The organism is Streptomyces sp. A3M-1-3, assembly GCF_024213665.1.
Classification (GTDB): Bacteria; Actinomycetota; Actinomycetes; order Streptomycetales; family Streptomycetaceae; genus Streptomyces.
In genome coordinates, this window is record NZ_JANAVP010000048.1 from 1 (window position 1) to 17,538 (window position 17,538).

The following is a 17,538-nucleotide window of genomic DNA, read 5'->3' on the forward strand; positions in this document are numbered from 1 at the left end:
TCACCGGGGTATGCAAGCACAACACGACCGACAACGCACTTCTGCGACCAGCACTTTCGCAACAGACCCTAGGACCCCAGGATCGTCGTGAGGAACTCGCCCGTCCAGGACAGCAGTTCGCGGCCCACCACCGGCTTGCCGCCGATCTTGCCCGTAGTCGGGCGCGGGACCAGGATCTGGTGCGTGGCCGGCTTGATGACCGTACGCGGATAGAGCCGCTTCAGCCGCAGCTCCTGCGACTCCCGCAGCTCCACCGGTCCGAAGCGCACGTTCGGACCCTGCAGCGTGATGTCCGCGACCCCGCAGGCGCGCGCCAGCATCCGCAGGCCCGCCACCAGCAGCAGGTTCTCGACCGGCTCCGGGAGCTTGCCGTAGCGGTCGGTCAGTTCCTCGCGGACGGCCTTGATGTCCTGCTCCGAGTTCGCGGAGGCGATCGAGCGGTACGCCTGGAGGCGCAGCCGCTCGCCCGGTGCGTAGTCGTGCGGGACGTGCGCGTCGACCGGGAGCTCGATCTTGACCTCCAGCGGCGGCTCCTCCTCGACGCCGCCCTCCAGCGAGGCCCGGTAGTCCGCGACCGCCTCGCCCACCATCCGTACGTACAGGTCGAAGCCGACGCCCGCGATGTGGCCGGACTGCTCGCCGCCGAGCAGGTTGCCCGCGCCGCGGATTTCGAGGTCCTTCATCGCCACGTACATACCCGCGCCCATCTCGGTGTGCTGGGCGATCGTCGCGAGGCGTTCGTGCGCGGTCTCGGTGAGCGGCTTCTCCGGCGGGTAGAGGAAGTACGCGTATCCGCGCTCGCGGCCACGGCCCACCCGGCCGCGCAGCTGGTGGAGCTGCGAGAGGCCGAAGTTGTCGCCGCGCTCGACGATCAGGGTGTTGGCGTTGGAGATGTCGATGCCGGACTCCACGATCGTCGTGGAGACCAGCACGTCGAACTTCCTCTCCCAGAAGTCGACCACGACCTGTTCGAGGGCCGATTCGCCCATCTGGCCGTGCGCGAGAGCGATCCGCGCCTCCGGCACGATCTCGCGGAGCTTCGCCGCCGCCCGGTCGATCGACTCGACCCGGTTGTGGATGTAGAAGACCTGGCCCTCGCGCAGCAGTTCACGCCGGATGGCGGCGCCGATCTGCTTCTGCTCGTACGGGCCGACGAAGGTCAGCACCGGGTGGCGCTCCTCCGGCGGGGTGGTGATCGTCGACATCTCGCGGATGCCGGTGACCGCCATCTCCAGCGTGCGCGGGATGGGGGTCGCGGACATCGTCAGGACGTCGACATTCGCGCGGAGCTTCTTCAGCTGCTCCTTGTGCTCGACGCCGAAGCGCTGCTCCTCGTCGACGATGACCAGGCCCAGGTCCTTGAACTTGGTCTCGGAGGAGAACAGGCGGTGCGTGCCGATGACGATGTCGACCGAGCCCTCCTTCAGCCCTTCGAGGGTCGCCTTCGCCTCGCTGTCGCTCTGGAAGCGGGACAACGCCCTGGTCATGACCGGGAATTGGGAGTACCGCTCGGAGAACGTACCGAAGTGCTGCTGGACGAGGAGCGTCGTCGGGACGAGGACCGCGACCTGCTTGCCGTCCTGGACGGCCTTGAAGGCGGCGCGGACGGCGATCTCCGTCTTGCCGTAGCCGACGTCGCCGCAGATCAGCCGGTCCATCGGGACCGACTTCTCCATGTCCTCCTTGACCTCGGCGATGGTGGTGAGCTGGTCGGGCGTCTCCACGTACGGGAAGGCGTCCTCCAGCTCCCGCTGCCACGGGGTGTCCGGGCCGAAGACATGGCCGGGCGCCGCCATCCGCGCCGAGTAGAGCTTGATGAGGTCGGCGGCGATCTCCTTGACCGCCTTCTTGGCGCGCGCCTTGGTCTTGGTCCAGTCGGCGCCGCCGAGCCGGTGCAGCGTCGGCGCCTCGCCGCCCACGTACTTGGTGACCTGCTCCAGCTGGTCGGTGGGGATGTAGAGCCGGTCGCCGGGCTGGCCGCGCTTGGCGGGGGCGTACTCGACGAGGAGGTACTCGCGGGTGGCGCCCTGCACCGTGCGCTGCACCATCTCGATGTAGCGGCCGACGCCGTGCTGCTCGTGGACGATGTAGTCGTCCGCCTGGAGGGTCAGCGGGTCGATGGTCTTGCGGCGGCGGGCCGGCATCCGGCCCAGTTCCTTGCTGGCGGTGCGCTGGCCGGTGAGGTCGGTCTCGGTCAGTACGGCGAGCCTGAGCCCCTGGTCGACGAAGCCGTAGTCGATCGAACCGCACGACACATGAACGACGGACGGGGAGATCTCCCCGAGGTCACCGTCCAGGCGGGCCGCGATGCCCTCGCCACTCAGCACTTCGACGGTACGGGCCGCCGGGCCGTGGCCCTCGGTGACGTACACCGTGCGCCAGCCGTCGGCGATCCAGCCCTTGGTGTCGGCGAGCGCCCGCGCGGTGTCGCCGCGGTAGGTCTCCGGCGCGTGCATGCCCAGCTTGAGGGTGTCCGCCGACAGCGACCCCGCCGACTCGTCGGCTGATGTGAACGTGGCGGCGAACGGGGAGACGGTCCACCACATCATCCCGAGCTCGCGGGCCCGGTCGCGGACGTCCGCGATGCCCCACAGCGAGGCGGCGCCGACGTCGATGGGCGCATCGCCGCCGCCGGCGGTGGCCGCCCACGATGCCTGCAGGAACTCGTGGCTGGTGGCAACCAGGTTGGCCGCCCTGGTCCGGACCCGCTCGGGTTCGCAGACCACGGCCATCGAGCCGGTCGGCAGCACGTCGAGCAGCAGTTCCATGTCGTCGACGAGCACCGGCGCGAGGGACTCCATGCCCTCGACCGCGATCCCCTCGGCGATCTTGCCGAGCAGCTCGCCCAGCTCGGGGTGCGCCTCGGCGAGGGCCGCCGCCCGTTGCCGTACGTCGTCGGTCAGCAGCAGCTCGCGGCACGGCGGCGCCCACAGGCCGTGCTCGGCGACCTCCAGCGAGCGCTGGTCCGCGACCTTGAAGTAACGGATCTCCTCGACGTCGTCGCCCCAGAACTCCACCCGGAGCGGATGCTCCTCGGTCGGCGGGAAGACGTCGAGGATGCCGCCGCGCACCGCGAACTCGCCGCGCTTCTCGACCAGCTCCACCCGGGAGTACGCGGCCGCCGCGAGCGCCTCGGTGATCTCGCCCAGGTCGGCGCTCTGCCCGGTCCGCAGCGCCACCGGCTCCAGGTCTCCGAGCCCCTTGACCTGCGGCTGGAGTACGGAACGCACGGGCGCGACCACCACGCTGACCGGACCGGCGGACGGGTCGTCCTTGCTCGGGTGCGCCAGCCTGCGCAGTACGGCCAGCCTGCGCCCCACCGTGTCGCTGCGCGGCGACAGCCGCTCGTGCGGCAGCGTCTCCCAGGACGGGTAGTCCACCACCTCGTCGGGGGGCAGGAGCGAGCGCAGCGCGGCCGCCAGATCCTCCGCCTCCCGCCCGGTCGCGGTCACCGCGAGCACGGTCCGCTCGGTACGGCGCGCGAGCGCGGCGACGGCGAAGGGCCGGGCGGCCGGCGGACCGACGAGGTCGACGTGCATGCGGTTGCCGTCGGCGGCGGCCTTCACCGCTTCGGTGAGTGCGGGGTCCTGGATGACGGCGTCGAGCAGACCGTGCAGGCTCATGAAGAAGGCTTTCCGTCCGGGGGCCGGCCGAGGGAGACCGAGGGGTGGGCAACGCGAAGGGCCCGACACGTCGCACGGGCCGGGGGTTCCAGCCTACGACGTGGGCGGGTCACTCGCGCGAGGGAATCGGGTCACTCCGGAGAGTGAACGGGCTGGCTTGGGCACCGAGGGGACCGCTAACCTAAGTCCATCACTTAGTCCACCAAGCCCGAGAGGCCGCCATGGATGCAGCCCGGCAGTACAACGTGCACGAGGCCAAGACGCACTTCTCCAAGATCCTGGAGGTGGTCGCCACCGGCGAGGAGGTGATCATCAGCAAGTCCGGGGAACCGGTCGCCAAGGTCATCCCCCTGAAGGGGAAGGTCCAGCGGACCGATTACGGCTCGCTCAAGGGGCAGGTCGCAATCGCCGACGACTTCGACGAGCTCCCGGACGGCTTCGCCGAGGCATTCGGAGTCGACACGTGAAGCTGCTGCTCGATACGCACGTCGTCCTCTGGTGGCTGAACGGGGAACTCCCCGATGAGACCCGCGACCTGCTCGCCCATGAGCGCTGGGTCCATGTCAGCGCCGTAACTCCCTGGGAGATCTCGGTAAAGCAGGCGACGGGCAAGCTCAACGGCCCGGGCGACATGGCCGAACGTGCCCGGGACACACAGTTCCAGGCACTGCCGATCGTCGCGGATCACGGCATCCGCGCCGGACAGCTCCCGCCCCACCACCGGGACCCGTTCGACCGGATACTGATCGCCCAGGCCCAGGCCGAGGGACTGACCCTCGTGACCCGCGACAAGTTCATCCCGCTCTACGACGTGCCCGTCATGGCCGTCTGAGACGGCAGCCGGCCCCGGCGCGCTTGCCGAAGCGCGCCGGGGCCGGGTCCCCCGTGGTACCAACCGCCGTACGGCCGCCGCTACTCGGTCGCGATGGCGTTCAGTACGTTCATCCGCCCCGCCCGGAAGGCCGGGACCAGCGCCGCGAACAGGCCCACGAAGGCCGAGCCCACGAACACGGTCAGGATGGTCGGCCACGGGATCTCCAGGACCCCCAGGCCCTCCAGCGCCAGCAGCTTCTGCGCGGTCGCGCCCCAGCCCATGCCCAGGCCCAGGCCCAGCAGGGCGCCGAAGAGTGCGATGACCACCGACTCCAGGCGGATCATGCGGCGCAGCTGGCGGCGCGAGAGGCCGATGGCGCGCATCAGGCCGATCTCGCGGGTCCGCTCGACGACCGACAGGGCGAGGGTGTTCACCACACCGAGCACCGCGACGATGATCGCGAGCGCCAGCAGGCCGTAGACCATGTTGAGCAGCTGCCCGATCTGGTCCTTGAGGTCCTGCTTGAAGTCGGTCTGGTTCTGCACCTTGTACTGGGGGTACGCGGCGAGCGAGTCCTTCAGGGCGGCGTACGCGGCCTTCTCCTGGCCGTCCTCCGCCTTCGCGAACATGATCATGTTCTTGGGCATCTTCTCGGCCGGTACGTACTGCTCGACGGTCGTGATGTTCACGTACATCGCGCCCTTGTCGACGTTCGTGTCGTCGGACGTGATCGCCGCGATCTTCAGCTTGGCGGTCTCGCCGCCCTTGAACGCGACCGTCATCTCGTCGCCGACCTTTACGCCGCGCCACTTGGCGTAGGCGTCGCCGACCGACATGGCGTTCTTGCCGTACGCCGCCGAGAGTTCACCGGCGACCGTCTCGCGCCGCAGGTCCTGCGCGTACGTCGGGTCCGCGGCGGCCAGCGCCCCCTCCTCCGTCTCTCCGTCGGGGGAGGTCAGCTTGGCTTCCACGAACTTGTACTCGGTGACATGGGCGATGCCCGGGGCCGCTTCGAGGGCCTTCTGGGCCTGCGGCACGACCGGCTGTCCGTTGGCGGACTGGATGATGAAGTCCGCGCCGACCGACTTGTCGAGCTCGTCGGTGGCCGAGGCCACCATCGAGGAGCCGACGACCGACAGGCAGGCCACCAGCGCGAGCCCGATCATCAGCGCGGCGCCGGTCGCTCCGGTACGGCGCGGGTTGCGCAGCGCGTTGCGCTCCGCCATCCGCCCCACGGGGCCGAACATCCGCAGTACGACCGTGCTCAGTACCTTCACCACACCGCCGGCCAGCAGCGGGCCGATCACCACGAAGCCGATCAGCGTCAGCACCACACCCGTACCGAGGAACAGCGAGCCCTGGCCCGCCTTGTCGGCGGTGGCGGCGAGGAACAGCGCGGTCGTGCCGATGCCGGTCAGGACCAGTCCGAGGATGCCCCTTACCCAGCCCGCCTTGCGGTCGCCGGGCGTTCCCGCGTCGCGCAGGGCGGCCATCGGGGAGACCCTGCCCGCACGCCGGGCGGGGACGGCCGCGGCGATAAGGGTGACGACCACGCCGAGCACCACTCCGACAACCGGCGTCGTCCACTTGATCGTGAGGTCCGCGGTGGACAGCTCCATGCCCATGGAGCCCATCAGCTTCATCAGCCCGACGGCGATGCCGACCCCGGCCCCGACACCCAGCACCGAGCCGAACACACCGAGCAGCAGCGCCTCGATGCGTACCGACTGGTTGATCTGCTCGCGGCTGGAGCCGAGGGCCCGCATCAGGCCGATCTCGCGGGTGCGCTGGGCGACCAGCATCGAGAAGGTGTTGAAGATCAGGAAGATGCCGACGAGGAAGGCGATGGCGGCGAAGCCGAGCATCACGTACTTCATCACGGAGAGGAAGGAGCCGACGTCCTCGCGGCCCGCGTCCGCGGACTCCTTCGAGGTCTGGAACTTGTACGGGCCCTCGACCGCGGCGGCGACGTTCCGCTTCAGCTGCTCGTCACTGACCCCGTCCTTCGCCGTGACGGCGACGTTGGTGAACAGACCCGCCCCGCCAAGGAGCTTCCGCTGGGCCGTGGCGGTGTCGAAGTAGACGACGGCCGCACCCGGGTTGGTCACCTTGAAGGTGGCGATACCGGAGATGTTCGCCCTGATGTCACCGGTGACGGCGATGGTGCGCAGTTCGTCGCCGAGCTTCAGGCCGTGCTTGTCGGCGGTGTCGGCGTCGACCATCACGTCGGTGGGGCCGCGCGGCGCGTGGCCGGAGGTGATATCCATCGACTTGAGGTCGTTCCGCGTCCAGTTGCCGGCGATCGTCGGAGCGCCGGTGGTGGAGCCGAGGTTCTTGTTCTCGCTGTTGACGACGGTGACGCTCATGGAGACGACCGCGCCCTCGGCGGACTCCACCCCGTCTGCCTTGGCGACGTTCTCGACGACCGAGGCGGGCAGCGTCTCGGGCTTGCCGGTCTGCGAGATCTCCTCGCCGTCCGCCGCGGACTTCGGGCTGACGGTGACGTCGGCCGAGGTCGCGGCGAAGAGCTTGTCGAACGTCGTGTTCATGGTGTCGGTGAAGACGAGCGTGCCGCACACGAAGGCCACCGACAGCAGGACCGCGACGGCGGACAGCGCCATGCGTCCCTTGTGCGCGACGAAGTTGCGCATCGAGGTCTTGAGTACGGTCATGACGTCCGCCCGCGCGCGTCGAAGTTGGGGGCCTGGGGGCCCGCGGCGTCAGCCACTGATGTCACAGCCCCAGAAAAACGCAGCATGCGGTCGAGGACCTGATCGGCCGTCGGGTTGAACATCTCGTCGACGATCCGGCCGTCCGCGAGGTACAGCACACGGTCCGCGTAGCTCGCCGCCACCGGGTCGTGCGTGACCATCACGATGGTCTGGCCCAGCTCGTCCACCGACTTCCGCAGAAAGCCCAGCACTTCGGCCCCCGCCCGCGAGTCGAGGTTTCCGGTCGGCTCGTCACCGAAGATGATCTCGGGCCGGGCCGCCAGCGCACGAGCCACCGCCACCCGCTGCTGCTGACCACCCGACAGCTGCGTCGGCCGGTGCTTCAGCCGCCCCGCGAGCCCGACGGTCTCCACCACCCGGTTCAGCCACTGGGCGTCGGGCTTGCGGCCCGCGATGTCCATCGGCAGCGTGATGTTCTCGAGCGCGTCCAACGTCGGCAGCAGGTTGAACGCCTGGAAGATAAAGCCGATCCGGTCCCGGCGCAGCTGCGTGAGCTTCTTGTCCTTGAGCTTGGTGATCTCGGTGTCGTCCACGTAGATCTCGCCCGAGGTGACCGTGTCGAGGCCGGCGAGGCAGTGCATCAGGGTGGACTTGCCGGAGCCGGAGGGGCCCATGATCGCGGTGAACTGCCCGCGGGCGATGTCCACGTCGACATGGTCGAGCGCGACGACGCGGGTCTCCCCCGACCCGTACGCCTTGACGACCTGTCGCGCTCGCGCGGCGACGGCCGTACGCCCTCCAGTGCCCTCGTGCCTGGGAATGGTCACAGCCGTTGTCACGGTATTTCTCCTCGCTGGACGTGTGGTGCATGCCTGGAACAACCGGGTTCGAGTCTGGTGCGCGCAGGGGGTCGGGCGCGCTGGTGCGCATCGCCGTATCCGTACGGGGGTTAGCCCCACCTCCGGGGTGTGGCGCCCCGCCGTTCCGCTGCGTATGAACCAGTTAAGAACCGATCCGCGACCGTCTCCTCCTCCACCTGGACGAACGTCCCCTGGCCCGAAGTGCGGAGGTCCCCCTAAGGGGAGTACGCCTTCCGGCGGACCCGGTCTCGGGGTCCCCACCCCCCTCCCGCCGCACATGGTGTGGATGAGAAGGTGTCCCGAGAAAATACGTGCACGGTGAAAGGATCTAGGTGAGCGGCAGCGGGAGCGGCAGCGGCAGCGGCAGCGGCAGTACGGAAGCCCTTCCCGGCACCCGGTCCGCGCCCGCAGCCGACCGCGGGCGCGGACCGGTCGTCGCGGCGCTGATGCTCGGTATGGCGCTGGCCGCCCTGGACGGCACGATCGTGTCCACCGCCGTCCCCCAGATCGTCGGCGACCTCGGCGGATTCGCCGTCTTCTCCTGGCTCTTCTCCGGCTACCTCCTCGCCGTCACCGTCACCCTCCCCGTGTACGGCAAGCTCTCCGACACCTTCGGCCGCAAGCCGGTCCTGATCGCCGGCATCGTCCTCTTCCTCATCGGCTCGGTGCTGTGCGCGGCGGCCTGGAACATGGCGGCGCTGATCGCCTTCCGGGTGGTCCAGGGACTCGGCGGCGGCGCGATACAGGGCACGGTCCAGACGATCGCCGCCGACCTCTACCCACTGAAGGAACGCCCCAAGATCCAGGCTCGGCTCTCCACCGTCTGGGCGGTGTCCGCGGTGGCCGGCCCGGCGATCGGCGGGCTCCTCGCCGCGTACGCCCACTGGCGCTGGATCTTCCTGATCAACCTGCCGGTGGGCGCGGTGGCGATGTGGCTGATCGCCCGTCACCTCCGCGAACCCGCCCGCAAGGCCCCGGCCGTCCGCCCCCGGATCGACTGGGCGGGCGCACTGACGGTCTTCGCCTGCGGCGGCCTGCTGCTGACCGCGCTGGTCCAGGGCGGAGTGGCCTGGCCCTGGCTGTCCGCGCCGTCCGTCTGCCTGCTGGCCGCCGCGGCGGTCCTGGTGTTGCTCATCATCGTGATCGAACGGCGGGCCGCGGACCCGATCATCCCCGGCTGGGTCTGGCGCCGCCGCACCATCGCCGCCGTCAACCTCGCCCTGGGCGCGCTGGGCCTCGTGATGGTCGCGCCGACGGTCTTCCTGCCCACGTACGCCCAAGCCGTCCTCGGCCTGGGCCCGATCGGCGCGGGCTTCGTCCTGTCCATCATGACCCTGAGCTGGCCCATCTCCTCCGCGCTCAGCCAGCACGTCTACACCCGCATCGGCTTCCGCAACACGGCGATCACCGGCATCTCGCTCTCGGCCGCGATCCTCCTCGCCTTCCCGCTCCTCCCCTACCCCGGCTCCCCCTGGCAGCCCGCCCTGATCATGCTGCTGCTCGGCGGCGCGCTCGGCCTGTTCCAACTGCCCCTCATCGTGGGCGTCCAGTCAACGGTGGGCTGGTCGGAGCGAGGCACCACCACCGCCTCCGTCCTCTTCTGCCGCCAGGTGGGCCAGAGCGTGGGAGCTGCGCTGTTCGGCGCGATCGCCAACGCCACCCTGGCGGCCCGCCTCTCGGCCGCCCCCACGCCGGGCCTCCCCACAAACCTCGACGAGGTCTCGCAAGCCCTGGAGCACCCGGACTCACTCACCGCGGACGCCTCGGACTACCTGCGCCGCGCGGTCGACACGGCGGTGGACCACGTCTACGTGGGCGCGGCGGTAGCGGCGGGTCTCGCCCTCCTGGCGCTGGTGCTGATCGCCCCACGTCGCTTCCCGGTCATCGCGGAGCATGATCGATGTGACAGTTAGGTTTTTTCCTACCTATGCTGTCGGCATGAACATCACGCACTCCAGGTTCGTCACGCTGCCCGTCGCCGATCAGGACCGGGCCAAGGACTTCTACGTCAACACCCTCGGCTTCGAGGTGCTCATCGACCAGCAGGCAGGCCCCATCCGCTGGATCCAGGTCGGCCCGAAGGGCGCACAGACCAGCTTCGTCCTGGCCACCGCAGAGATGGGCTTCACCCCGGGCAGCGCGAAGGGGATCATGCTGGAGACCTCGGCCCTGGATGCCGACTGCGCGCAGCTCGTCGGGGCCGGCGTCACGGTCGAGGGTCCCGAACAGTTCCCCTGGGGCCGACAGGCCAACCTGACCGACCCGGACGGCAACACCCTCACCCTCGCCGCCGCACAGCCCAACGGTTCCTGAGAGCCGCCCGGATGCGCACCGCGGCACAAGCACCCGAGGACCGGATTTTCGCGGCGCTCGCCAGCCCGGTGCGCCGCGAGGTACTACGGCTGCTGCGGGAGGAAGGGCCCCAGCCGGTCGCGCAGCTCGCCGACTCTTTCGACATGGCCCGCCCGAGTTTCTCGGAGCACCTGCGGGTGCTGCGAGAGGCCGGGCTGGTCAGTGAGCGAAAGGTCGGCCGGCAGCGGCTCTACCGGCTGGAAGCGGTCCCGTTGCACGAAGTGCAGGAGTGGCTCAGCCCGTACGAGCGGTTCTGGCGCGAGAAGCTCACCAGGCTGCGGGATGTGCTCGACTCGATGGATGACGATGAGTCATGACCGAAGATGATCTGACCGAGGTCCGCGTCGACCAGTTCCTGCCCCACCCACCCGCGAAGGTGTGGCGGGCGCTGACCGAGCCGGAGTTGATCGCGCAGTGGCTGATGCCTGGCGACTTCCGGCTGAGGGTCGGCCACCGCTACACCATGCAGGCGGTCGCCATCCCCGCCACCGGCTTCTCCGGAACGGTCCAGGCAGAGGTACTGGCGTTCGAAACCGAGCAGATGCTACGCATCGGCTGGCAGGACGCCGCACCGGCGGACGGCCTGCAAGTGGACTGGACCCTCACCTGGACCCTGCAGCCAGAAGGCAAAGGCACCCGCCTGTTCCTCGTCCACGAGGGCTTCGACCCCGACAACCCCGTACAGCAACGCGCCCGCACCATCATGGGCGGCGGCTGGAAGTCCCACGTAGCGAAGCGCCTGGAAGCGGTACTCGACGGGATGTGAGCGCGCCCGCCGGGTCTCAGCGGCGCAGCGCCGAGACCCGGGACTCCACCCGTGTGGAGTCGGGGCCGGGGGCGCCTCAGGAAGAAGGAACCAGGCGGCGAGACCTCACGCAGCACGTCACCCCAGGACCAGTGATTCATCGCCGAAGTCGGCCACCAGCTTGAGCTGCCCGCCCAGAGCTGCAACGAATGCGGCGAGAGTTTCGACCTCGGATCGACTGATGGCGCCCTTCTCTATGGCCGAGATGCGCCCTTGAGTGACTCCTAGGACCTTGGCCACTGCTGTCTGCGTCATCTTCTGACGCTTGCGAACCTCAGCGAGACGGTACGCGCGCACCTCGGACAGCAATGCAGCGGTGCGCTGCTCAACTTCCTTGGTCTCTTCAGGGGAGAAGCCAAACTCGTCCTTGAGATCCTCCCAGTCGACGGCGCCGGCCGTCTTCGGCTTGGCGGCGTTCATGACTCCTCCATTCCCGGTCTTCATTCCTGGTCTTGCTCATACGCCCTGTAGGCGACTTCCGCTTCCTTGATCGCTGTTCGATACCACCCGGACCAGTTACCGGCTTTGTCGCCGCCCACGAGGATCACCGCCTTGCGCTCAGGTTCGAACACGAACAGGACCCGAACCTCGCTTGCCCCGGAGGGCATCCGCTCTCCCACTCACCGAGGCATTACAGCTGCATAATATCACGCAGAGATAATATATGGGAGGCGGAAGCGCGGAGCGCGCTAGCGCTGTCGTGCGCGGTACAGGTCGCGTATCAAGGCGATCTCGGCTCCGTGGTGCAGCAGTTCCTGATTGACCCACCAGACCGTTTCGACAAAGGGGTCGTCCGGGTCGCTGCCGTGGGGATAAGTGCTGAGCCCCACCGTGTCGAGCGTGCAGTCGTCGGAGCTGAGCAGTGCTTCCCGCCATGCCGTGGCGCCGGAGTCGAAGGCCGCGATCGCCCCGGCAGCATCTGCGTCGACACGGTAGTCGTCCCGGGTCAGGGTGTGGCTGCCGATCGTGTGGTCCGCGCGGAGAGTCAGCAGTTCGCTGAGGTGGCTCAGGCGCCACGCGATGGTCGTGAACGGCGGCGGCGAAGGGTGTGGGGCGTGCGCGGCGTCGCGTCCCCAGTCGCCCGCACCGGACAAGAGGGTCGCACCCGGCCCTGGACCTGCCGTACGCCGGCGGACCGACCAGCAGTCGGGCACCGGCTCCCAAAGATATTCCTCGTCGGTCATGGGAGTGACTTCGACGTCCGCGCCGTTGCCGCTGTCCATGACCGGGCCCGCCAAGCGGTCGGTGAGGCGCTCGCGCGCAAAGTCAAACTGCTGGAGCAATGGGATCAGGCGCGGTGGTGTCGTCATCGGACGTTCCTGTGGTGGGGTGGGTCGGCGTTGGGGGGATGACACCGTGACACTCAGTCGGGAAGCGCCGCCGTGAGATCCACCTCCACGAGCTGGCCGGTAAAGCCGAGTTGGGCGACGCCCAGGAGCGTGCTCGCGGTGGTGAACGCCCCACCGATGACCGAGTCGGTGAGCCTGCGCCATGCGCCGCCCAGGACGTCGGTGTCATCGCTGCGCACGTAGATCACCGAGCGGACGACGTGCTGCGGCTCGGCACCCACCGCCTTCAGGGCAGCCAGTGCGTTCGCCGCGACCTGGTCGATCTGCACGTCCAGATCCCCCGGACCCACAAGGGATCCGCTCCGATCGAGCGGGCACTGCCCTGCCAAGTAGGCCGTCCTGCCGGCCTCGACCACGGTGACGTGGTGGTAGCCGGGGGTCGCATGCAACTGCTCGGGGTTGATGCGGGTGATCTTCGCACTCATGCCCGCGAGTCTGCCGGACCTGCCGCCAGGGCGCACCGCAATATGCCGGCCCGAACAGCTCAGCCGCGCATCGCCGCACGAGCGGCAGCGGCACCCCGCAGAGCCACCAGAGCCTTGCCCACCGGGGCGCGCAGCGGCGACTCCGCCCGCGTCTGACGGCACTCGCCGCAGTGCGTCTCGTCCGTCACCGGCCGGAACAGACGCGGCTGGGTGTGGCTGCCCGCGCACTCCCGCATCAGCGCGACGCGTGGAGTCGGCACCTCGGCCGGCGGCGCGGGCGGCGGCGGGACCTCGCGCAGGAGGTGGCGCACCAGCCCACCGGGCCGGTGAATCCGCAGCCCGGGCGCGGGCAGCCCCTGCCGTACCGCCGTCCGTACGTCCTCCACGGTGTGGCCACCCGCCAGCCACTGCGCGGCCAGCGCCGCGAGCTGCTGCAGCATGCCGCGCGGCACCCGCAGGCGCTCGTCGACGAGGTGCAGGTCCGCGACCGCCCTGCAGGCGTCGCCGCCCGGCTCGGGCTGGTGGGAGGTGTTCTCCTCCGGAGTATTGAGGGGATGACGGCCGACGGCCCGACCGGTCGGCTCACCGGCGGCCGGAACACCGCCCGTCGGTGCCAGATCCCTGTCCCCGTCCCGTACCTGGGCCGCCTCCTCGGCGCTCAGCGGAACGCTGGAGACAAGCTGCCGGGTCACCCAGCGCCCGCGTTCGTCCTGCTGCCGCCACTCGTGGACGTACCCCTCGGCCTTGAGCTGCTGCTTGGCACGAATGAAGGCGACCTTCTTGATGCCGGCCCGCTGGGCGGTACGCGACAGAGGCTCGTCGGCTTCCTGCGGCAGCGAAAGCTGCCAGGTCAACAGCCGGACGGCGTCCGAAGAAAGGCGCGGATGGCGAATGATCTCGTTCGACACCTGCGAGAAGAAACGGACAGGAGCGATAACATGGCGAAGCATCGCGGTGGACTCCTATTCCACTCAACGGTGTAGGCCCTCGGAGCTGGCTGCTACCAGCGACGGGGGCCGTCTTGCGCTCACCGTACAACAACATCCGTACACACACGGTCACTTCACGTGATCGCGCACAGTGGGCACAAACAGGGCGGAAAACGCCCGGCATTCTCGATCGCGGCAGCGTCCCGCGCGGGCTCGTACGTCGCCCTCGGCCCCCACGTCCGCCCGCCGTCCCGCGAGACACGCAAGGTCAGGGTCGCACCTAAGCCGTCACTCACCAACGCCCCCCGTACCGCGCCGCCTTCTGCCTCAGCCATTCCCTCACCTGTTCCGTTTCCTCGCGGGAGGCGGCGCGCAGGTCACGTACGGCGATGGTGGCGACGAAGTGCACGAACCGCACCCGCCGCAGCTCCCCGCCAGCGCCCTCCACGCCGATCACCTTGCCGGGGCCGTAGACGTCCGTGCCCGCATGAGCCACGAACGCGCCCTGGTCGTGCAGCGTTGCCATCGCATCGCCTCTCGCTGTGTGTGCTGATTCAGTCACAGCGTGGGATCGCCGCAGGTACTCTCGCCAGGGGGACAGACGTGACAATGCATGTGGCACACCAGGGAGTTGCCATGGCGATCGAGGACAACCCGGAATCCCGTACGAAATACGGCGAGGAACTGAAGCGCCGCCGCGAGGCCGCCGCGCTCACACAGGAGGAACTGAGCCAGCGCGCGGTCATGTCGCGCACGCACATCGCCCACATCGAGGCGGGCCGCCGCAGACCGGACGTGGAGGACGCGCGCCGGCTGGACCGGGTGCTGGGGACGGGCGGGTTCTTCGAGAACTTCTGCCGACGCTGGGCGAGGGCAAGGTTGCCGAACACTTCGCCGAAGCACTGGAGTTGGAGCGGCAGGCGAGAGTGATCAGGGTGTACGCCCCCAAGCTGGTACCGGGCGTTCTGCAGACGGAGGCGTACGCACGGGAAGTGCTCCAGTCAGGCTTCCCACCCAAGACCGACGACGAACGTGACAGGCTCCTTGTCACACGCCTTGAACGAGCCCACATTCTCGACGACTTCGAGTCGCCGGTGCTCTGGTCGCTGTTCGACGAGGCGGTACTGCGGCGCCCCGTCGGCGGTCCAGCCACCATGTGCGAACAGCTCAGTCACATCGTGGACTTGGGAGAGAGCCGCCGCATGCGCGTGCATGTCCTCCCCTTCGACGTGGGCCTCCACGCGCTTCTGGAGGGCTTCGTCTCGCTGATGTGGTTCGACGATCTGCCGCCCGTCGCATACGTGGAGGGCTTGAAGACGGGCAAAGTGCTGGAAGTTCCGTCCGTGGTGCGCGCGTGCCAAGCCGTCTACGATCACGCTCTGGGGGACGCACTGTCACACCGCAAGTCCCTGGCTCTGATCAGGTCCATCGCAGAGGAATACGAGCATGCACAGCAGTAAGCACGTCATCCCGAACGCCTCGGCCCTGTCCATGTGGCGCAAGTCCAGCTACAGCGGCGGTGACAGCGGCGAGTGCCTGGAAGTCAGCGACGCCTACACCTCCTGGCGCAAGTCCACCCACAGCGGCGGCACCAGCGGCGACTGCCTAGAAGTGAACGACGCCTGCACCACCTGCGTCCCCGTCCGCGACAGCAAGAACCCCCACGGCCCCGCCGTCGTCTTCACCCCCACCGCGTGGACGTCCTTCGTCACCGCCGTGAAGTCCGGCGCTCTCCACGCTTAGCCCTGGGTATTCAGCGGAATTGGGCGATCTAACGCCCTGATAGCAGAAAGGTGCCGCTGACCTGCGCGGATGCGAGTGTCTACGTCGTATCCGCTACAGAAGTCAGGGCACCAATCTGGTGAGCGAGCCTACAGGGTGGGACCGTCGGCTGTCCGTGGTGGCTGACGGGAAGGGGTTGATCGGGTATGCGGGGGCGGTGCTGCTGCGTCGGCTGGCCGACCGTACGGGGCTGACGGCCGCCCTGGCAGGGGTGCTGCCCGGCACAGGCGGTCACAGCTGGCGGGAACGCGGTGCGGTGCTGGTCCAGCTGGCGGTCGCGATTGCGCTGGGCGCGAGGAGCCTGTCGGAGGCTGAGGCCCTCCAAGCCCACTACCACGGGTTGTTCGGGCGAGCGGTATCCGACTCCACCACCCGCCGCGCGCTCGCCGCGCTGGATGAGGAGGCGCTGGCCGCGCTCGCCCGGGTGCGGGCGAGGGTGCGGCGGCAGGTGTGGTCGCTGCTGCATCTGCGGCCCGGCGGTTTCCCCTGGCTGTCCATCGCGGGCAAGCACCTGCACCACGAAGGAGCAGGCGGCCCCGACCTGGAAGAAGACCTTCGGTTTCCACCCACTCGCGGCCTGGTGCGCGAACACCGGCGAGTGCCTGGCGATACTGCTGCGGCCGGGAAACGCGGGCTCCAACACGGTGGCCGACCACCTCACCGTGCTCACCGATGCCCTGGCCCAGACGCCCGGGGCGTCCACCGCCAAGATCCTGGTTCGGGTCGACGGGGCGGGAGCCACCCATGGCCTGCACGAACACCTCCTCGCGCTCAACACCCGGCGCCGCACCGTCCGCTTCACCACCGGCTGGACCATCACCGACGCCGACGAGAAGGCCATCGCGAAACTCCCCGAAGGTGCATGGGAGACCGCGCTGAAATAGGACGGGACCCTCCAAGAGGGCTACTTCGTGGCGGAGTTGACCGGCCTGAACACCCGGCTAGACTGGATTAAAGGGATGCGGCTGATCGTCCGCCGGGTCAAGCCGTCCGGCCGGCAGATGCGCGACATGACCGACTTCGAGAAGAAGACCGGCTGGAAGTACTCGATCACCGCCACCAACATCACCAAGATGACCCGCGTTCGAGGGTCCCACCAGGCGCAATGGCTCGATGCCGTCCACCGCAAGCACGCCGTGGTGGAGGACCACGTGCGGACGAACAAGGCGATGGGCCTGCACAACCTGCCCTCGAAGTCCTTCACGATCAACCGCGCGTGGATGCTGACCGCGAACCTCGCCTGCGACCTCGACGCCTGGCTCCGCCTCCTGACCCTGCACGATCAGGACGGCCTGGCCGACGCCGAACCCGAGACCATGCGGTTCAGGATCTACCACCTGCCCGCCCGACTCGCGGCCCACGCCCGCCGCCGATGGCTATGGATCGAGCGCACCTGGCCCTGGGCCGACGCGTTCACCACCGCCTGGACCCGCATCACCGACCTCGCCGCCGTCACCTGACAGCCAGCCCCGCCCCGACGAAGACCAGAACGGAGGACACCCGCGCTACCCCGGAACCGTGGAATCCGGCGCAGCCGCAGCGACACGCGAAGACCCCACCCGGCACCCACGGGAACAAACGGGGCGAACCGATCACCTCAACAAACAGCGATCACCACTGACGAATCGAGGCGCCGATGAGCGAGAGGCACACGGTGGTAACACACAGACTGGGCGTCTCTATACGTCGAAGCACTGGCTCCGGCGCTTCCGAGCCGGAGCCAGATCCACATCTTCAGCTATCTCCTAGACGAAGAATCCCGCCACCCCATGGCAGTTCGTCTTCAAATTCGCATGCAGCGACTGCCCGTCGCCCAGAATTCCACAAACATTCCAGTACGGATCGAATGAAATCCACGAACGATTGAATGCCAACATCGTCGCCTGCCTCACATTCCAACACCACAGGCCACTGCACAAAATCGTCA

General features: G+C 68.7%; 16 protein-coding genes and 2 pseudogenes. 9 read left to right on the forward strand and 9 right to left on the reverse strand.

What is annotated here, in order from left to right; all coding sequences use genetic code 11:
* Positions 1–68: 68 nt before the first annotated feature.
* Complete coding sequence (mfd, locus tag NLX86_RS32740; protein WP_254375465.1) at positions 69–3,623, reverse strand: transcription-repair coupling factor; 3,555 nt, start codon at positions 3,621–3,623, stop codon at positions 69–71.
* A 221-nt stretch (positions 3,624–3,844) separates the two neighbouring features.
* Here mfd and NLX86_RS32745 point away from each other — a divergent pair, with 221 nt between their 5' ends.
* Both NLX86_RS32745 and NLX86_RS32750 read left to right on the forward strand, forming a co-directional pair.
* Complete coding sequence (locus NLX86_RS32745) at positions 3,845–4,090, forward strand: type II toxin-antitoxin system Phd/YefM family antitoxin (RefSeq protein WP_254375466.1); 246 nt, start codon at positions 3,845–3,847, stop codon at positions 4,088–4,090.
* Complete coding sequence (locus NLX86_RS32750; protein ID WP_254375467.1) at positions 4,087–4,455, forward strand: type II toxin-antitoxin system VapC family toxin; 369 nt, start codon at positions 4,087–4,089, stop codon at positions 4,453–4,455. Before NLX86_RS32745 ends, NLX86_RS32750 begins: the two co-directional genes overlap by 4 nt.
* 80 nt (positions 4,456–4,535) lie before the next feature.
* On the opposite strand, the gene NLX86_RS32755 is transcribed toward NLX86_RS32750, so the two are convergent.
* Together NLX86_RS32755 and NLX86_RS32760 are read right to left on the reverse strand one after the other, a co-directional pair.
* Positions 4,536–7,109: an ABC transporter permease gene (locus NLX86_RS32755; RefSeq protein WP_254375468.1), complete on the reverse strand. Its 2,574-nt coding sequence runs from the start codon at positions 7,107–7,109 to the stop codon at positions 4,536–4,538.
* Complete coding sequence (locus NLX86_RS32760) at positions 7,106–7,948, reverse strand: ABC transporter ATP-binding protein (protein ID WP_254375469.1); 843 nt, start codon at positions 7,946–7,948, stop codon at positions 7,106–7,108. Before NLX86_RS32760 ends, NLX86_RS32755 begins: the two co-directional genes overlap by 4 nt.
* A gap of 353 nt (positions 7,949–8,301) precedes the next feature.
* Here NLX86_RS32760 and NLX86_RS32765 point away from each other — a divergent pair, with 353 nt between their 5' ends.
* The 4 genes from NLX86_RS32765 to NLX86_RS32780 are packed head-to-tail and all read left to right on the forward strand — an operon-like array spanning position 8,302 to position 11,087.
* Positions 8,302–9,882, forward strand: coding sequence for an MDR family MFS transporter (locus tag NLX86_RS32765; protein WP_254375470.1), 1,581 nt, complete (start codon positions 8,302–8,304; stop codon positions 9,880–9,882).
* 25 nt (positions 9,883–9,907) lie between these two features.
* Positions 9,908–10,282 (forward strand): VOC family protein, encoded by a 375-nt coding sequence (locus tag NLX86_RS32770; RefSeq protein WP_254375471.1) that lies wholly within the window; start codon positions 9,908–9,910, stop codon positions 10,280–10,282.
* Between the two features lie 11 nt (positions 10,283–10,293).
* A complete protein-coding gene (locus tag NLX86_RS32775; RefSeq protein ID WP_254375472.1) occupies positions 10,294–10,638 on the forward strand; it encodes a helix-turn-helix transcriptional regulator in 345 nt (114 codons plus the stop codon).
* Complete coding sequence (locus NLX86_RS32780; RefSeq protein ID WP_254375473.1) at positions 10,635–11,087, forward strand: SRPBCC domain-containing protein; 453 nt, start codon at positions 10,635–10,637, stop codon at positions 11,085–11,087. The genes NLX86_RS32775 and NLX86_RS32780 overlap by 4 nt, the downstream gene beginning before the upstream one ends.
* A 117-nt stretch (positions 11,088–11,204) precedes the next feature.
* Here NLX86_RS32780 and NLX86_RS32785 read toward each other — a convergent pair whose 3' ends face one another.
* From NLX86_RS32785 to NLX86_RS32810, 6 genes are all read right to left on the reverse strand, one after another.
* On the reverse strand, positions 11,205–11,546 hold the full coding sequence (locus tag NLX86_RS32785; RefSeq protein WP_254375474.1) for an XRE family transcriptional regulator: 342 nt from the start codon (positions 11,544–11,546) through the stop codon (positions 11,205–11,207).
* Positions 11,547–11,566: 20 nt separating this feature from the next.
* Positions 11,567–11,734: a type II toxin-antitoxin system RelE/ParE family toxin gene (locus NLX86_RS32790; protein WP_302062031.1), complete on the reverse strand. Its 168-nt coding sequence runs from the start codon at positions 11,732–11,734 to the stop codon at positions 11,567–11,569.
* Positions 11,735–11,815: 81 nt separating this feature from the next.
* Positions 11,816–12,436, reverse strand: coding sequence for a DinB family protein (locus tag NLX86_RS32795; RefSeq protein ID WP_254375476.1), 621 nt, complete (start codon positions 12,434–12,436; stop codon positions 11,816–11,818).
* A gap of 53 nt (positions 12,437–12,489) precedes the next feature.
* The gene (locus tag NLX86_RS32800; protein ID WP_254375477.1) at positions 12,490–12,900 is read right to left on the reverse strand and encodes a RidA family protein; all 411 of its coding nucleotides are present in this window, start codon (positions 12,898–12,900) and stop codon (positions 12,490–12,492) included.
* Positions 12,901–12,959: 59 nt separating this feature from the next.
* Complete coding sequence (locus tag NLX86_RS32805) at positions 12,960–13,850, reverse strand: hypothetical protein (RefSeq protein ID WP_254375478.1); 891 nt, start codon at positions 13,848–13,850, stop codon at positions 12,960–12,962.
* Between the two features lie 271 nt (positions 13,851–14,121).
* Positions 14,122–14,355, reverse strand: coding sequence for a hypothetical protein (locus NLX86_RS32810; RefSeq protein WP_254375479.1), 234 nt, complete (start codon positions 14,353–14,355; stop codon positions 14,122–14,124).
* Positions 14,356–14,465: 110 nt separating this feature from the next.
* Between NLX86_RS32810 and NLX86_RS32815 the strand changes: the two are divergent.
* The 3 genes and pseudogenes from NLX86_RS32815 (at position 14,466) to NLX86_RS32825 (ending at position 17,071) form a co-directional block, all read left to right on the forward strand.
* Positions 14,466–15,289 (forward strand): annotated as a pseudogene (locus tag NLX86_RS32815) (Scr1 family TA system antitoxin-like transcriptional regulator).
* Positions 15,276–15,572, forward strand: a complete 297-nt coding sequence (locus tag NLX86_RS32820) for a DUF397 domain-containing protein (RefSeq protein ID WP_254375480.1) — start codon at positions 15,276–15,278, stop codon at positions 15,570–15,572. The pseudogene NLX86_RS32815 and the gene NLX86_RS32820 overlap by 14 nt, the downstream one beginning before the upstream one ends.
* Positions 15,573–16,006: 434 nt before the next feature.
* Positions 16,007–17,071, forward strand: a pseudogene (locus NLX86_RS32825) (transposase).
* The last annotated feature ends 467 nt before the right edge of the window (positions 17,072–17,538 follow it).

What these genes read in the sequence shown, in the direction of transcription:
- NLX86_RS32790 (WP_302062031.1), bottom strand. Translation starts at nt 11,734, where the DNA reads ATGCCCTCCGGGGCAAGCGAGGTTCGGGTCCTGTTCGTGTTCGAACCT.
- NLX86_RS32785 (WP_254375474.1), bottom strand. Translation starts at nt 11,546, where the DNA reads ATGAACGCCGCCAAGCCGAAGACGGCCGGCGCCGTCGACTGGGAGGAT.
- mfd (WP_254375465.1), bottom strand. Translation starts at nt 3,623, where the DNA reads ATGAGCCTGCACGGTCTGCTCGACGCCGTCATCCAGGACCCCGCACTC.
- NLX86_RS32770 (WP_254375471.1), top strand. Translation starts at nt 9,908, where the DNA reads ATGAACATCACGCACTCCAGGTTCGTCACGCTGCCCGTCGCCGATCAG.
- NLX86_RS32775 (WP_254375472.1), top strand. Translation starts at nt 10,294, where the DNA reads ATGCGCACCGCGGCACAAGCACCCGAGGACCGGATTTTCGCGGCGCTC.
- NLX86_RS32755 (WP_254375468.1), bottom strand. Translation starts at nt 7,109, where the DNA reads ATGACCGTACTCAAGACCTCGATGCGCAACTTCGTCGCGCACAAGGGA.
- NLX86_RS32805 (WP_254375478.1), bottom strand. Translation starts at nt 13,850, where the DNA reads ATGCTTCGCCATGTTATCGCTCCTGTCCGTTTCTTCTCGCAGGTGTCG.
- NLX86_RS32795 (WP_254375476.1), bottom strand. Translation starts at nt 12,436, where the DNA reads ATGACGACACCACCGCGCCTGATCCCATTGCTCCAGCAGTTTGACTTT.
- NLX86_RS32820 (WP_254375480.1), top strand. Translation starts at nt 15,276, where the DNA reads ATGCACAGCAGTAAGCACGTCATCCCGAACGCCTCGGCCCTGTCCATG.
- NLX86_RS32745 (WP_254375466.1), top strand. Translation starts at nt 3,845, where the DNA reads ATGGATGCAGCCCGGCAGTACAACGTGCACGAGGCCAAGACGCACTTC.
- NLX86_RS32810 (WP_254375479.1), bottom strand. Translation starts at nt 14,355, where the DNA reads ATGGCAACGCTGCACGACCAGGGCGCGTTCGTGGCTCATGCGGGCACG.
- NLX86_RS32800 (WP_254375477.1), bottom strand. Translation starts at nt 12,900, where the DNA reads ATGAGTGCGAAGATCACCCGCATCAACCCCGAGCAGTTGCATGCGACC.
- NLX86_RS32780 (WP_254375473.1), top strand. Translation starts at nt 10,635, where the DNA reads ATGACCGAAGATGATCTGACCGAGGTCCGCGTCGACCAGTTCCTGCCC.